At 37.2% G+C, this 13,299-nt stretch carries 15 protein-coding genes; 5 read left to right on the top strand and 10 right to left on the bottom strand.

What is annotated here, in order from left to right:
* From AX762_RS09875 to AX762_RS09855, 5 genes are all read right to left on the bottom strand, one after another.
* The coding region (locus AX762_RS09875) for a helix-turn-helix domain-containing protein (protein ID WP_143139347.1) at positions 1-157 on the bottom strand (157 nt) is incomplete at its 3' end.
* A 167-nt stretch (positions 158-324) separates the two neighbouring features.
* Complete coding sequence (locus AX762_RS09870) at positions 325-1,809, bottom strand: carbon starvation protein A (protein ID WP_071848971.1); 1,485 nt, start codon at positions 1,807-1,809, stop codon at positions 325-327.
* 132 nt (positions 1,810-1,941) lie between these two features.
* Positions 1,942-2,676 carry a LytTR family DNA-binding domain-containing protein gene (locus tag AX762_RS09865; RefSeq protein WP_071848970.1) on the bottom strand — a complete coding sequence of 245 codons (735 nt, stop codon included), beginning with the start codon at positions 2,674-2,676 and terminating at the stop codon, positions 1,942-1,944.
* A 3-nt stretch (positions 2,677-2,679) separates the two neighbouring features.
* On the bottom strand, positions 2,680-4,422 hold the full coding sequence (locus AX762_RS09860; RefSeq protein ID WP_071848969.1) for a sensor histidine kinase: 1,743 nt from the start codon (positions 4,420-4,422) through the stop codon (positions 2,680-2,682).
* A gap of 225 nt (positions 4,423-4,647) precedes the next feature.
* The gene (locus AX762_RS09855; protein ID WP_071848968.1) at positions 4,648-5,631 is read right to left on the bottom strand and encodes an aldo/keto reductase; all 984 of its coding nucleotides are present in this window, start codon (positions 5,629-5,631) and stop codon (positions 4,648-4,650) included.
* Between the two features lie 374 nt (positions 5,632-6,005).
* Here AX762_RS09855 and AX762_RS09850 point away from each other — a divergent pair, with 374 nt between their 5' ends.
* Positions 6,006-6,299: a hypothetical protein gene (locus AX762_RS09850; protein WP_071848967.1), complete on the top strand. Its 294-nt coding sequence runs from the start codon at positions 6,006-6,008 to the stop codon at positions 6,297-6,299.
* Positions 6,300-6,529: 230 nt separating this feature from the next.
* On the opposite strand, the gene AX762_RS09845 is transcribed toward AX762_RS09850, so the two are convergent.
* The 4 genes from AX762_RS09845 to AX762_RS09830 form a co-directional block, all read right to left on the bottom strand.
* Positions 6,530-6,721: a hypothetical protein gene (locus AX762_RS09845; RefSeq protein ID WP_071848966.1), complete on the bottom strand. Its 192-nt coding sequence runs from the start codon at positions 6,719-6,721 to the stop codon at positions 6,530-6,532.
* Between the two features lie 9 nt (positions 6,722-6,730).
* Positions 6,731-6,985: a hypothetical protein gene (locus tag AX762_RS09840; protein WP_071848965.1), complete on the bottom strand. Its 255-nt coding sequence runs from the start codon at positions 6,983-6,985 to the stop codon at positions 6,731-6,733.
* Positions 6,982-7,215, bottom strand: coding sequence for a hypothetical protein (locus tag AX762_RS13425; protein ID WP_371261673.1), 234 nt, complete (start codon positions 7,213-7,215; stop codon positions 6,982-6,984). The genes AX762_RS09840 and AX762_RS13425 overlap by 4 nt, the downstream gene beginning before the upstream one ends.
* Before the next feature lie 83 nt (positions 7,216-7,298).
* Positions 7,299-7,502, bottom strand: a complete 204-nt coding sequence (locus AX762_RS09830; protein ID WP_071848964.1) for a hypothetical protein — start codon at positions 7,500-7,502, stop codon at positions 7,299-7,301.
* 127 nt (positions 7,503-7,629) lie between these two features.
* On the opposite strand from AX762_RS09830, the gene AX762_RS09825 reads away from it, so the two are divergent.
* The 4 genes from AX762_RS09825 (at position 7,630) to AX762_RS09805 (ending at position 11,630) form a co-directional block, all read left to right on the top strand.
* On the top strand, positions 7,630-7,794 hold the full coding sequence (locus tag AX762_RS09825) for a YjzC family protein (protein WP_071848963.1): 165 nt from the start codon (positions 7,630-7,632) through the stop codon (positions 7,792-7,794).
* Positions 7,795-8,736: 942 nt separating this feature from the next.
* Entirely contained in the window at positions 8,737-9,141 is a 405-nt protein-coding gene (locus tag AX762_RS09815) for a hypothetical protein (RefSeq protein WP_071848961.1), read from the top strand.
* A 187-nt stretch (positions 9,142-9,328) separates the two neighbouring features.
* Positions 9,329-10,885: an IS21 family transposase gene (istA, locus tag AX762_RS09810; RefSeq protein WP_071848960.1), complete on the top strand. Its 1,557-nt coding sequence runs from the start codon at positions 9,329-9,331 to the stop codon at positions 10,883-10,885.
* Positions 10,875-11,630, top strand: coding sequence for an ATP-binding protein (locus AX762_RS09805; RefSeq protein WP_177244085.1), 756 nt, complete (start codon positions 10,875-10,877; stop codon positions 11,628-11,630). Before istA ends, AX762_RS09805 begins: the two co-directional genes overlap by 11 nt.
* A gap of 1,476 nt (positions 11,631-13,106) precedes the next feature.
* On the opposite strand, the gene AX762_RS13025 is transcribed toward AX762_RS09805, so the two are convergent.
* The coding region (locus tag AX762_RS13025; protein ID WP_218162505.1) for a hypothetical protein at positions 13,107-13,299 on the bottom strand (193 nt) is incomplete at its 5' end.

Below are 13,299 nucleotides of genomic sequence, written 5' to 3'. Positions count from 1 at the left end.
TCTTTCCGTATTGCTCATATAGACGAACCCAAGTCTGGATAATGGATGACGAAGACATCCCGTGCTTTTTGGCTAAGCTTGTAAAAGTAGGATCGTCAGAGAGGTATTCATTAACCAGTTTAAGTTTAAGTTTGAATGAGTAAGTGTAATATTTCATCGATTTTCCCTCCAAATAGTAAGATTTTCACTCTAACTTTTGGGGTCCAGACCATTCAATCTCACGAAGGGCACGCAATCTGCTATTCCGTTCCCTTTACACTAAAAAAACCGCCTTACCATTAAGTCTAAACGACTGTAATGGTAAGGCGGTTTATATATATTTAATTAATTTACCCCAGCAGGAATTGGTGCAGGATAAATTAGGTGATCGTTCAGCAAACGGGAATCGGGTAAGAGATCTTCTTTTTGTTTTTTTCCGGAATTCCAGAACAATACAAGTAGTCCAACTGACACAATAGAGGAAATTACGTGTGTCACTAATCCTAGTTCAAGACCTAAACCGATTGGCTGACTGACAATATACACAACGACAGCGTACAGCATGAAAATCGCTGGAACGAATGTGACCAAATAATTTTTCTCTTTAAGGTACAGGTAACGTGTTGATACGAGTAGAGAAATAACCGCTGTAACCTGGTTTGCCCAGTTAAAGTAACGCCATAGCAGATTGAAATCTACTTGTGTCAATACGAAGGAAATCGCATAAAGCGGTAAGGTGACCATTAGAATTTTTTTCACCGTATCTTGTTTAATATTTAAATACTCTGCCAGAATCGTACGTAAACTTCTAAACGCTGACAAGCCTGAAGATAAAGGTAAAACGATAACACCGATGATAGCAATAGTTCCCATGATATTACCTAACAGTAAGACAGAAACCTGATTCACAACAGCAGATGGTGTTCCTGCCGCGATCATCTGACTCAATGTCTGACCGTCAAACAGTGCCATGGATGCCGCTGCCCAAATCATCGCAATGACCCCTTCTGCAATCATCATACCGTAGAAAACAAAACGTCCTTCTCTTTCGTTCGTACTCGTGCGTGAAACCATGGGTGACTGTGTTGCATGGAACCCTGAGATTGCACCACATGATATGGTAAAGAAAATAATTGGGAAAATAGGTGTCCCATCCGGATGTATATTGGTTAATGAACTAGCATTCAGGTTGGGTAACGTATGTCCACCCGTCATCAAGCTTATACCGATAGCGACCGTGCTGATGATCAAAATAGCACCGAAGATAGGGTAGATTTTACCTAAAGCTTTATCTATAGGTAAAACAGTTGAAATGATAAAGTAAATGAATATTAATGCCGTAATCATACCTACCGTCATCCAGCTCGGCGTAAAGTATAAAATCAAATTAGCCGGTGACGTTACAAATACTGTTCCGACTAGCAACAATAGTAACATTGCGAAGATATTTACCACATGTTTCAAGGGTTTTCCTAAATATTTACTCGCCAGTTCAGGTAAATGAGCCCCGCCATTTCTCAGAGAAATCATTCCAATCATGTAATCATGAACGGCCCCGGCAAAGATGGCTCCGATGATGATCCATAGATAAGCGATCGGACCATACAAGGCTCCCATTATGGGTCCGAATATGGGTCCTGTTCCTGCGATGTTCAATAGTTGAATAATCGCATTCTTCCACTTGGGCATCGGTACGAAGTCATACCCATCTCGAAGTGTTTCTGCCGGCGTCGGCCGATCCGGTTCAATCGAAAAATTCTTTTCTATATATCGACCATAAGTGAAATAGCCGAGAATCAACAGTAAGATACCACCAATTAATGTCATCATTATTATGTTCCTCCATTTTTTGTAAGCGTTATAGTTACTCACAGTGTATAGAAAAACATAGAAAAAAAGTGCATTTCGAGGTGAAATGCACTTTTTCAGTGATGACTTGCATAAATAATCAGATGAAAAACATTATAAACCGAATCGTTCACGAAAGCTGTTGATGTATGACCGACTTACTGGAACAGTTAAAGAATTATTAAGCGTGAGCTTAAACGTATGATTGAACCATGGTTCTACTTCCGTTATAGCCTTTAAGTTGACCAAGTAGGATCGATGAATCCGCATAAAGGAATAAGGTTCCAGCTTTTCCTGCCACGACTGGAGTGTTTCACGCGTTTCCAATTTATTATCTTTCGTATAAACAACTGTTTTACCTTGTATTGCTTCTATCAATAGCAGCTCATGTCTTGAGAACATGTATATGCGGTCTTCCGTCTGTACCGGTATTTTTTCTATCGAAGCATGTTCCACAACTTTTTCTTTCTCAGGAGGCTTTGATGTTTCCTCGATAGAATCAAATGCGCGATTTAACGCCTGGAGGACTCGTTTTTCTTCAAAAGGCTTCAAAATGTAGTCTCTGGCATTCTTCTCAAATGCTTCCACAGCATAATGATCATAAGCAGTTGCAAAAATAATCACGGGTGGATTTTCCATTTTCTTGATCTGTTCAGCCAGGGTCATTCCGCTTTCGTCGGTTAGATGAATGTCTATAAAAATGATCTCCACCTGATTCGAGAGCAGCGCTTTGAATGCTTCTTCAATTGATTCAGCTTCAAAAACAGCCTTCACTTTTTCATGCTTCTTTATCAGATGACTTAACTCTGCTCGTGCAAGGTATTCGTCTTCGACTATCAATACATTCATCGCTTAGTCTCTCCTTTTTGGTATATGACTGACGACGCTTGTCCCTTCATCACTTGTTTGAAAATTGAGCTCGGCAACCTCTCCAAACAGGCTGACCAATCGTCTATTCAGGTTTTCAATAGCAGAGCCTGTTCCTTCTGACGATTGAATCTCTTTTTTTCCTAAATCTTTCAGAATATCTGGATCGACCCCAATACCATTGTCTTTGACTTCAACACGTAAATAATCAGCTTCTTCAGTTATGCTGATAACGACTTCATTATCTTCTTTTTTTCCAACAAACGCATGTTTGATAGCATTTTCAACGAGGATCTGTATCATAAAAGGAGGAATAGCATAATCGAGCAAGTCTTCATCTATATTTTTTGTCACACGGTAACGATTAGGAAAGCGCGCTTGTTCCAAACTCAAGTAAGCATCCACTTGCTGAAGCTCTTTTCCTGTCGTTATTAAATTCTGACGAACGCCTTGTAAATTTGATCGAAAAAAAGCACTCAATTGATAGAGAAGATCCCGGGCTTTTTCACTATCAATGCGGATCAGTGCAGAGATCGTGTTTAAGGCATTGAAAAAGAAATGCGGATTTACCTGAGCCTGCAGTGACTTGATTTCCGCGTCCTGCATCAGTCGTTTCTGCATTTCTAATTCCCCAAATTCTAGCTGACTCGAGAAGATTTTTCCCAGTCCTTCTGCCAACTGCCTCTCTACATAGGTCAATTGATTTTTGTCAGTAAAATAAAATTTCAGTGTCCCACGCACTTCATTTCGGACTTTTAAAGGGATGACGAGCGCCGCTTCCAGAGGGCACCCTTCAACATGACAGCCAATCTCTTCTCGGGACCTTGCTTCTTTTAGTAATCCCGTAGCAATGACCTCTTTTGACAGATCGGTCACAATGGAGTGAGGCGGTTTATGGTGATCGCTCGCAGCTCCGACATGGGCCATGATCGTGTCTTTGTCCGTAATGCTGACTGCCGATACTTTCATCGTTTCGTGAATAATGCGCGCTGCTTTAGAGGAAGAATCTTCATTCAAACCTGAACGGAAATAAGGCAAAGTTGCTTCAGCCAGTTCCAGCACCGCATGCGTCTGTACCGCACGTGTTTCTTGTTCGAGCTTATTAAAAGAGCGAATGATCGATAAAAAGAGCGCCATACCAATACTATTTGTCATGATCATCGGCAGAGCAATGAGCTGGACCAGCTGGTAAGCTTCCTGCGTATTTGTACTTAAAATAAGGATGCTTACCATTTGAACGAGCTCTGTCAGCGTACCAATGAATATACCATCCACGGGCCTAGGAAACATTCCTTTTCCGATAAATCGATCTCCAAACAATCCGGAGAATATACCAATCAATGTTGAAGAAATCAAATAGATATGAGGACCACTCCCCCCTTGAAGATAACGAATGATTCCTGATATGATACCCACGGCGATTCCCACTGGAGAACCACCGATCAACCCGGAAATACCGATTGTTAAAACACGCGTATTTGCCAGAGAAGAGTTGGCATCGAGGGGTGTAAATAATTGATTGATGATCTGTTGGTTTTCTCCTATTTCAACACCCGTATAATTTGATATGAAAGCAAACAGACTGAATATGACTATAAGCTGCACTTTACTGCTCCATCGTTCTCTCTTCATCAGTACCCTTTTGAAATAAGGAATATTTAAGAGCAAATAGGCTAAAACAATGATTAACCCCACACTTTCAAGCATCAGTATGAATAAAGTAGCCATGTAATCCTCCTTCTTTCAGAACAAATAATACCTTTATACTAACACAATCAAAATAAAAAAAGTGAAGACGAATTGAGTAAACGTTAATAACAAAAAAATAAACTTATCACTATTGAGATTGATCAATAGCAATAAGCTTATTTATAAAAGGATTAACCGTGATCAAATCAGTAATTTCTGACCCGTCAGTATTACTTTTAGTAATGAAACTCTTTTTGGCACACCTTACCAGGCATAGGCTTCCGGAGCATGACCGCCCGGGCCAGGGAAAATTTTGTCCAGTTCCTGCATAACATCCTCTGTGAGGTTGATTTCAAGAGCTTTGAGTGCCTGTTCCAATTGGTCCATTGTTCTCGGACCGATAATAGGCGCTGTCACAGCCGGATTAGCTAACAGCCACGCCAAAGCAACGTTTGGTTCAGATTCACCAAGTTCTTTACATAGCTTGGAATAGTCCTCTAACTGATGGCGTTCCTGATCAGAAAGCTCAGCTGCCCGCTTTTCACTTCTGGAACCAGGATCTGGATCAAGAATCTTCCCACTCAGCAAGCCTCCGCCTAATGGACTCCAGGGAATTACCCCGATACCCAACTCTTTGGCAGCTGGAAGTACTTCCAATTCTGGAAGTCGGCATAATAAATTATATTTGTGCTGTTCAGATACCAGTCCAAGAAAATTCCGTTTCTCTGCAGCAGCTTGAGCAAGAACAAGGTGGAAACCTGCAAAATTGCTTGATCCAATATAGTACGTCTTACCTTGATCCACTAACGATTCAAACACACCCCATATTTCTTCCCACGGTGCATGGCGTTCAATATGATGCATTTGATACAGCTCAACATGGTCAGTCTGCAGACGTTTTAGGGAGCCTTCCAAATGTCGGCGGATTTTGTAAGCAGAAAGTCCGCGTTCCTGATTTGGTCCATCGGTTTCATCTTCCATACCACCATAAACTTTAGTCGCCAAAACGACTTTTTCTCGCCGGCCGCCTCCCTGTGCAAACCAGCGACCAATGATTTCTTCTGTTTGTCCTCTTTGACCCTTACCACCGTAAACATTTGCCGTATCAAAGAAGTTGATCCCAACATCCAGTGCTCTGTCCATTATAGCAAAGGCATCTTTTTCACTCGTATAAGGACCGAAATTCATTGTTCCTAAACATAGTTTACTGACTTTCAATCCGGTTCGTCCCAAACTAGTGTATTCCATACAATCTTTTCCTCCTCTTAATATCTAACTACCTTCAAAAGCTTGATCCACAATTTTTTCTAAGCTCTTTAATCGTATCACTATTAAATTTTTAACTCAACAATGTTGTATCCGTTATCATTTTTTTTATTGATAGGTGATACGATATTGGACATACTAGCAGGACATACGCCGTCAAAAAAATAAGCTTATCCAGTTATAGTCCACTACCGGAATCAATTAATAGTCTATTAAACGGTTATATAACAAGATCCCTTAAAAATATGAATATCTATTTGAATGTCTTTAAATAATGATATGACCTATAGCAGAAAAAGCAAAACGGTGTATACTAAGATAGTAAACTATTCAAAACAAATAAGAGAGGAATTTTTATGCAAAAAATAATAAAAACTTACTTAAAAAGCCTTGAAAAAATCATCGATGCCAAGTCTATTTATGAAATGAGTAAAGAAGATATATTCGACATGAACAGCTTCCATGCCAGTGAGGTATACATGCTGACAGAAGAAGATGATCGTTTCTTGAATATCCGTGCTAGCCATTTCGTTGTGGAATCAGGGTATTCAGAAAATCATGCAGGTAAATGCTTTTTAATCTCCGCTAATCACAAAGGGATTAGATTGTTCTCACTACTTTTAGACAGCAGTCAAGATAGTTCTCACTAACTTTTACACAACCCTTGCATAAATGAGCAAGGGTTTTTCATGAGAAAAACCGCAAAATTATCGGTAGTAATATCCCTACTAAAGCGGTGGCACCTCAGTTTGTCTATTTAATATTAGAATTCTGTTCTTCATAAATTTCATTTACTTTTTTTATAAATATAGTTGAAATAAAATTTCAATATTATTGAATTCCATTATGATCCTCTGACTCAAACAATCTATCTTTCCTTTCAGCGGTTGAATAGAATTAGTGATTTTAAGACCTGTTTCTCTTTAGTCTTATCACTCACTGAAGCAATGAATCCCACATCATTATTCGTCAAATACTGATCTGTAAAACACCAGATGAGATTATTGATCAAGGTGTACACACTTATTTCAGCATCTAGCTGAAGCTTCTCAGCTGTTTTGATTGTTTTCAAACTGTTGTTCTAACGTTTTAGATATTCAATGATTTCTTCCTGACGTTGTTTCTGTTCTTCTTTCAGCGCATCACTAAGTAGCTCGTTCTCTGATTTCAGTCCTTCATAATCTGATAGGTGAACTATCTTTTCCATGACTTCTAATCCCCTTTCAGCTAACTCATCAATGATATCTGTGAGACTTGCTATCTTCTTTTCTTTTAGTTGGAGTTGCTTTTTCAACTCTTGAATTTCTCTCATAGTCATTTGATTTGGTGTTTTCAATTCTCCAATGAATGTTTTATGTTCTTTTCTCTTTCTTCTTCAGTTAGGGCTGCTACCAGGTATAAAGCAGTGCTACCTAAATTCGATAACGTTGACAAATTTGGAAGTTCATTTGCCATTTTCATCATGCGGTTAGCTTCTCGATCATTAATTCCAACTTCTTCTAACCACTGGCTAAATTCTCCATGAGCTATTTCTCTTTCTTTTTCATATTTTACTCGTCTTACTATCTCCCATATCGATTACCCGATGATTTATTTGTGATAGTTGATTTCAAAATTCAATTTGCTTCAGTTTGTTTGATAAAGCTATTTCATTCATCCAACTTCTCCTCTCTTAATACATCTAAACTAATGCCTAAAGCATCCGCTGATTTACAAGCAATGCTGAAGTTAATATCTTTCTTTTTCCCGTTAACGATTTTATAAATCACCAGTGTGACTATTCCTACTTTCACTACTATTTGTCTATTTGTTAATTTATTTTCTTTGATTAACATAATTATTTTTTTAAACATCACCCTCTTACAATATATATAATGTTGTTAAATAAAAACTATCTGTTGTGGCGTTCGTTATGACTTGATATAATAATGATAATATATATATGTTTATAAATTCACTAATGAAAGTGAGGTAAAACGAATGCACCAACTATATAAACTGGGTGAAGACGATAAACCCGCTGGTAAGTACGAGGAAGTAGGCCCACGTGGTGGTAAAATCAAAGATGGTAACCACGCTACGATTGATCAGGGAGATAGACTTCCACCTACAAAACACAAAATAAATAAATGGAAAAAGAGATAATTCCTTTTATTATTTTTATACAGAAAGCGAGGTGGATGAGACTTTGTTAAATTATTTATTTGATAAACGGCAACTTAATCGAAGTTCCTGAATTTAAAGAGATAAAATATAGTTTCAATGGTAAATACACTATTACCAAAGATAATCTAGAATGTTTAGGATTAGGATCAAACATTACTTATCACTTCTTCGGCAAAAAAGATTATGTACTTAATAGTTCTGAAATTCGTTACTTAGAATTTTTTTAAGTGCTTTGAGTAACTCTGCTATGGCTACAACCATGGCGAATTTTTGATTATCTACTACTAATTCTATTATGAGTTTTTCACAAAGATTAAAAAAGTAAGAGAAGCTAGAAAAATGACTTCACTTGAACTAGCTAACAGAAGCTACGGTACAGAGATACGAATCTAGGAATATCCAAAAGCCTAAAGAACGATACTATTGAAGCGTTGGTCGAAGCTTTAAATGCACCCCCTTTATATTTAAAGGGTTGGGAAGATAAAATCAACATCACACTGGTTAAAGAATTAGTAGATATTCCTATATTAGGGAAAATCAATTGCGGAGATCCAATCACTGCTATAGAAAATGTACTTGATTATCGAACGGTACCGAAAAAAATTTACCAATAGAAGAGCTGTTTTTCTTTGAGGCTATTGGTGACAGCATGGAGCCTAAAATACCAGACGGGTCATTTTTTCTAGGCAGAACATGAGAAGATGTAGAAACGGAGAAATCGCTTCTTCATCAGTTAATAACTGATGAAGAAACAACATTAAAGAAAGTTTACTAACAAGGTAACACTAAATTTTTCAACCATTGAATGAAAACTATACCCGTATGTAGTTAATGAAGATAACCCAGCACGTATTGTGGGCAAAGCGTTAAAGATAGAAATAGAATTATAATAATGGAGGGATAAAAGTAGGTTTATTTAATTTGTTTAAAAAGAAAATGACATCAAAGAAGATTAAAGCAAGTGCTCTTACACAAAAAGAAATTGAGAAAATAATGAAAAACGAAAAATATTCCGGGGAACCGTTCGAAGGATTAACGAATAAAGAAATAAAATCTCAAGAGAGAACATTGCAGAACCCTGTCTTTGAAATAACTAACCATAAAGTATCAGGGTTTATGGTTAGTCCAAAAAAAAAAACTTGTGCTGTGATGTATAACGATGCAAAAGTAGGAACGGTTAAAAAAGAATATATTCCACATGATATGTTAAATGGTGAAGTGAATGGATACATAAGCGGTGGGAAAAGGAAATATCTAGATCTTAACGACGAGGGAGGTCTCAAATTTTATACCAAAAAAAGCTATTATGTTTTGTATTTGCAATAAGGCGGCTTGGCCATGTGACTACTGCCATATAAATGTACCATCACTGACAAGTTTTTTACCACCCTATGACACAAAATTTACCACTGATTGACAACCTATGTACCACTAACCAACTTCTGTATAATAAAAGAGCACGTTTTTGGGATGATTATCCCACAGCGTGACATTATTATATGGAGGTTTTTTTATGTTTCAATATCGGAAAGTGTTGGAGTTGAAAGCCGACGGCTTTTCACTTCGCAGTATCTGTGCAGCGACCGGACACTCGCGACAAAAAATAACGGAAGTGATACAGATTGCGGAACGAGAGAAGATATCATGTCCTTTATCTGAAGAAATAACAGATAAATGGCTTGAAGACTGTTTGTTTCCGGAGAAGTCAATGGAGGGATCAGGTTATCGACCGATCGATTTTGAATATGTTCATAAAGAACTGGCGAAGAAAAATGTGACGTTGACATTACTGCACTATGAGTATGAGGCACAATGTCGATCTGAAAAAGCTATTCCCTATTCTTATCGTAGTTTTATACGTCACTATCGAAACTTCGCTCAAAAGCACAAGGCAACGATGCGTATTCAACGGAAACCTGGGGAAATCCTTGAAGTCGACTGGACGGGTTCTACTGGGGTTCTTAACGATAGAGATACAGGTGAAAAAGTGAAAGTTTATGTATTCGTGGCGACTCTTCCTAATAGCCAATACTCTTACGTGGAAGGATTTCTATCTATGAATCTATCCTCTTGGATAAGCGCTCATCGTCACGCATATGAGTATATTGAAGGCGTGACCGAAATTCTCGTTCCCGATAATTTAAAGACTGGTGTTCAAAAAAATACTCGAAATGAATTGATTTTGAATCCCACGTATAAAGATATGGCCAGCCATTACGGAACCATTGTTATTCCTGCTCGAGTAAAAGCACCAAAGGATAAGGCTAGCGTTGAAGGATCCGTACGGACCATTTCGACATGGATCATTGCATCTTTAAGACATACCACCTGCTTTTCACTTGATGAATGGAATCAGGTCGCTCGAGAAAAGCTAGAAGAATTTAACCACCGTAACTTTACGAAACGTGAAGGCTCCAGATGGTCAGCGTTTTTAGAAGAGGAGAAAGCCTACCTTTCACCTCTTCCATTAACACCTTATCAAATGTCCGAATGGCTAATTGTTAAAGTCCAGCCCGACTATCACGTTTCTGTTAGAAGTCAATTTTACTCTGTTCCATATGAATATATCAGCCAACAGGTGGACGTGAAAGTCACTGATCATTTGATTAAAGTTTTCTATAACCACATGAGAATCGCTTCTCATTCTCGATTATATGGGAAATATGGGCAACAGTCTACCAACCCAGATCATATGCCCGACAACCACAAGCTTTATATGAATCAAACACCAGAGAATGCCTTAGCTTGGGCAAAAGAAATCGGTCGAGCCACATTAAATGTAGTAGAACTCTTACTGGAGAACTCAGTTGCAGAAAAACAGGCAATTAATTCGATCTTTTCTCTCAAAAAAATCCTTCGTAAATATACAAAATATGAGTTAGAGAAAGCAAGTCAGATGGTACTAGATGTTACAAAAAGACCGACGGTCTCGTTAATTAAAACAACGTTACAGACAAATCAAAAACACTTGGAAGAAAATCAAATAAAGCAAGCCATAGACAAAGTAAACCAAAACCATGGATTTACACGTGGAGCAGCTTATTATGGAGGACAATCAAATGATGAATGAAGAAACAATTAGTAAGTTAATAGAAATGAAAATGGGCGGCATGGCTGAAGCATATAAAGATCAGTTTTTAAGTAAACAATACCAGAAGATGGACTTTGATGAGCGGTTTACGTTAATGATTGATAGAGAACATGCTCGTCGTAAAAGCAATAAACTTCAGCGATTGATAGCTCAAGCAGCTTTAGAATTCCCTTCTGCTTCTATTGAAGAGATTCAATATTTTGAGGATCGTCGGTTACCTAAACAAGAGATTCATCGCTTAGCAAGTGGAATCTACTTAGAAAATAAGAACAACATTATTCTTATGGGTGCGACTGGAGCCGGCAAGACATATTTAGCTTGTGCCTTGGGGATAGCTGCGTGTCGTCAATTTTACACTGTTCAGTATGTACGTCTACCTGAATTACTTGATGAATTTAAAATAGCGAAAAATCAGCCGGATGATAGTTATAAAAAATTAATGCGAAAGTACGCGAAGAAAGAACTGCTTATCATTGACGAATGGCTTTTACACGATTTGACGGAAGAAGAGCTTTATTTAACAATGGAATTGATTGAAAAACGTGATAAGAAATCGTGCACCATATTTTGTACTCAATTCAACACGTCAGGTTGGCATTCCAAATTAGGCAGTGGACCAATAGGCGAAGCCGTCATTGACCGAATCGTTCATAATTCCTATACGATTACAATTGATGGAGAAGCTTCCATGCGTGAACGCTTGGGTCTTTCTAACAACTTTTAATTTTTCTATAATAAATCAAAATAATTATATAGTAATCCATCGGATTACATAAACAACCCCATAGCCATCTTTAATTAGCATGGTTGTGGGGTTGTTTTATATGTGGTACATTCTCTGGCAACCAGTGGTACACTTACTGGCAATTACTGGTAAAAAACTTGGCGCCCCTGGTAAAATCTAGTGGCAGTAGTCAGCCATGTGTATTGAAAAATTAGACAATGGTAAGTATAAATATGTTGATTGCTATGAAAATCCCTTAACTCATAATCAACGTTAAAGTATCTATCACTAATAGTAAGAATAACAAACGTGCCGAGAAAGATATGTTTTTAAAAAGCGTGTCCGTGAATCCACTTATAAGGTAAAAAAGCACCTTTTAAATACAGACATAGAATCGTTTGGTAAAATCAAATAAAGTAATTTAACTGCTACAACAATCAATCATTTTCTCTTTAAAAGAATTTGAAAAAAATTCAGTCTATAAAACGGTCAAATCTAAAAAGAAACTAATTACACAGATTATTTCTTTCGGTATTGAGTACGGTTTCATTTCTGATGTAACCTTGTCACAGAAAATAAAGATTCAACGTTTAAATGTATCAGAAGTTAGATTATATAAAATACGGGCTGCTACCGATTTGAGATTTAGCGAAACGATTACCATTGACTACTAGGATAAGAGAATACATGTTAATCATAGCTACGACAGAAATAATAAGATTTATACTTTACCTAAAAACAATAAAAAGCGCATCATCAATATTAATGATGACACACTGTGTTTGATTCATGAGCAAATTCAATATGATCAACTGAAGATGATGAACCTGAATTTAGATAAAAAGAACACGTTGTTGTTTAGAACAAAATTCGATAACACTTATTCTCTTATAATAATGGATAAGAAACTGAAACGCATTAACCTAACCTCAGACAAAAATCTAACTACACACATATTCAGACGTAAATTCATACATTGATGGTAGAAAATGGTGTTAATGCAAAACTTATTACTTAGCATGTCTGTCATACAGATACTAAACGATTTAAAAAGTATACACTCACTTAACAGAGAATTGGGATAAGAAATTAAAAGAGGCTATCTCAAATGTCGAAATTGTTTATCTCTGACCCTTAGGGTAACAAAGTAAACACACAACACTTAAGAAAGCCTGTCAAATCAATGGTCCCTACTGGTTTTAAACTATGCCTTTTAACTAGCATCAACAACTAGTATAAAGTGCATAACCACAGGGTAAATCAGCATTTTGTCATTAATCAGAATCAATCAATATCAATATAAAGAACATTAATATTTACACTGGTTCTACATCACTGGGCTAGGGATTCAATTGAGGTTATTCTTTATGGATAACCTCTTTTGTTTTGTCTTCCTTCCATATTCTCGAATAATTTATTTTTAACCACTGTTTGATTCCTTCTTTTTCAAAACTCCATTTCCCACCATTTAGTTATTTAATCAATATTTGAGATTATCATTTCAGTTAACTTGTGTGTTTTTGGGTTCCTCCCAATCACTTCTATATACCCGAGTTCTTCTAAATGATCATAATATTGTTTCGCTTTATGATTCGATAAGTTTCGTATCTTTCTAACATCCATTGCCTTAACTGGTTCGTTAAGTATGTCAAAAAGATGATTCTGAGCT

Source organism: Alkalibacterium sp. 20 (assembly GCF_001885615.1).
Taxonomy (GTDB): domain Bacteria; phylum Bacillota; class Bacilli; order Lactobacillales; family Carnobacteriaceae_A; genus Alkalibacterium.
Note: the sequence above shows the minus strand (reverse complement) of the source record. Positions and strands in the feature narration are given on the sequence as shown.

Coding starts and splice junctions, on each gene's coding strand:
- AX762_RS09870 (WP_071848971.1), bottom strand. CDS start 1,809: ATGATGACATTAATTGGTGGTATCTTACTGTTGATTCTCGGCTATTTC.
- AX762_RS09865 (WP_071848970.1), bottom strand. CDS start 2,676: ATGAATGTATTGATAGTCGAAGACGAATACCTTGCACGAGCAGAGTTA.
- AX762_RS09860 (WP_071848969.1), bottom strand. CDS start 4,422: ATGGCTACTTTATTCATACTGATGCTTGAAAGTGTGGGGTTAATCATT.
- AX762_RS09855 (WP_071848968.1), bottom strand. CDS start 5,631: ATGGAATACACTAGTTTGGGACGAACCGGATTGAAAGTCAGTAAACTA.
- AX762_RS09850 (WP_071848967.1), top strand. CDS start 6,006: ATGCAAAAAATAATAAAAACTTACTTAAAAAGCCTTGAAAAAATCATC.
- AX762_RS09830 (WP_071848964.1), bottom strand. CDS start 7,502: ATGTTTAAAAAAATAATTATGTTAATCAAAGAAAATAAATTAACAAAT.
- AX762_RS09825 (WP_071848963.1), top strand. CDS start 7,630: ATGCACCAACTATATAAACTGGGTGAAGACGATAAACCCGCTGGTAAG.
- istA (WP_071848960.1), top strand. CDS start 9,329: ATGTTTCAATATCGGAAAGTGTTGGAGTTGAAAGCCGACGGCTTTTCA.
- AX762_RS09805 (WP_177244085.1), top strand. CDS start 10,875: ATGATGAATGAAGAAACAATTAGTAAGTTAATAGAAATGAAAATGGGC.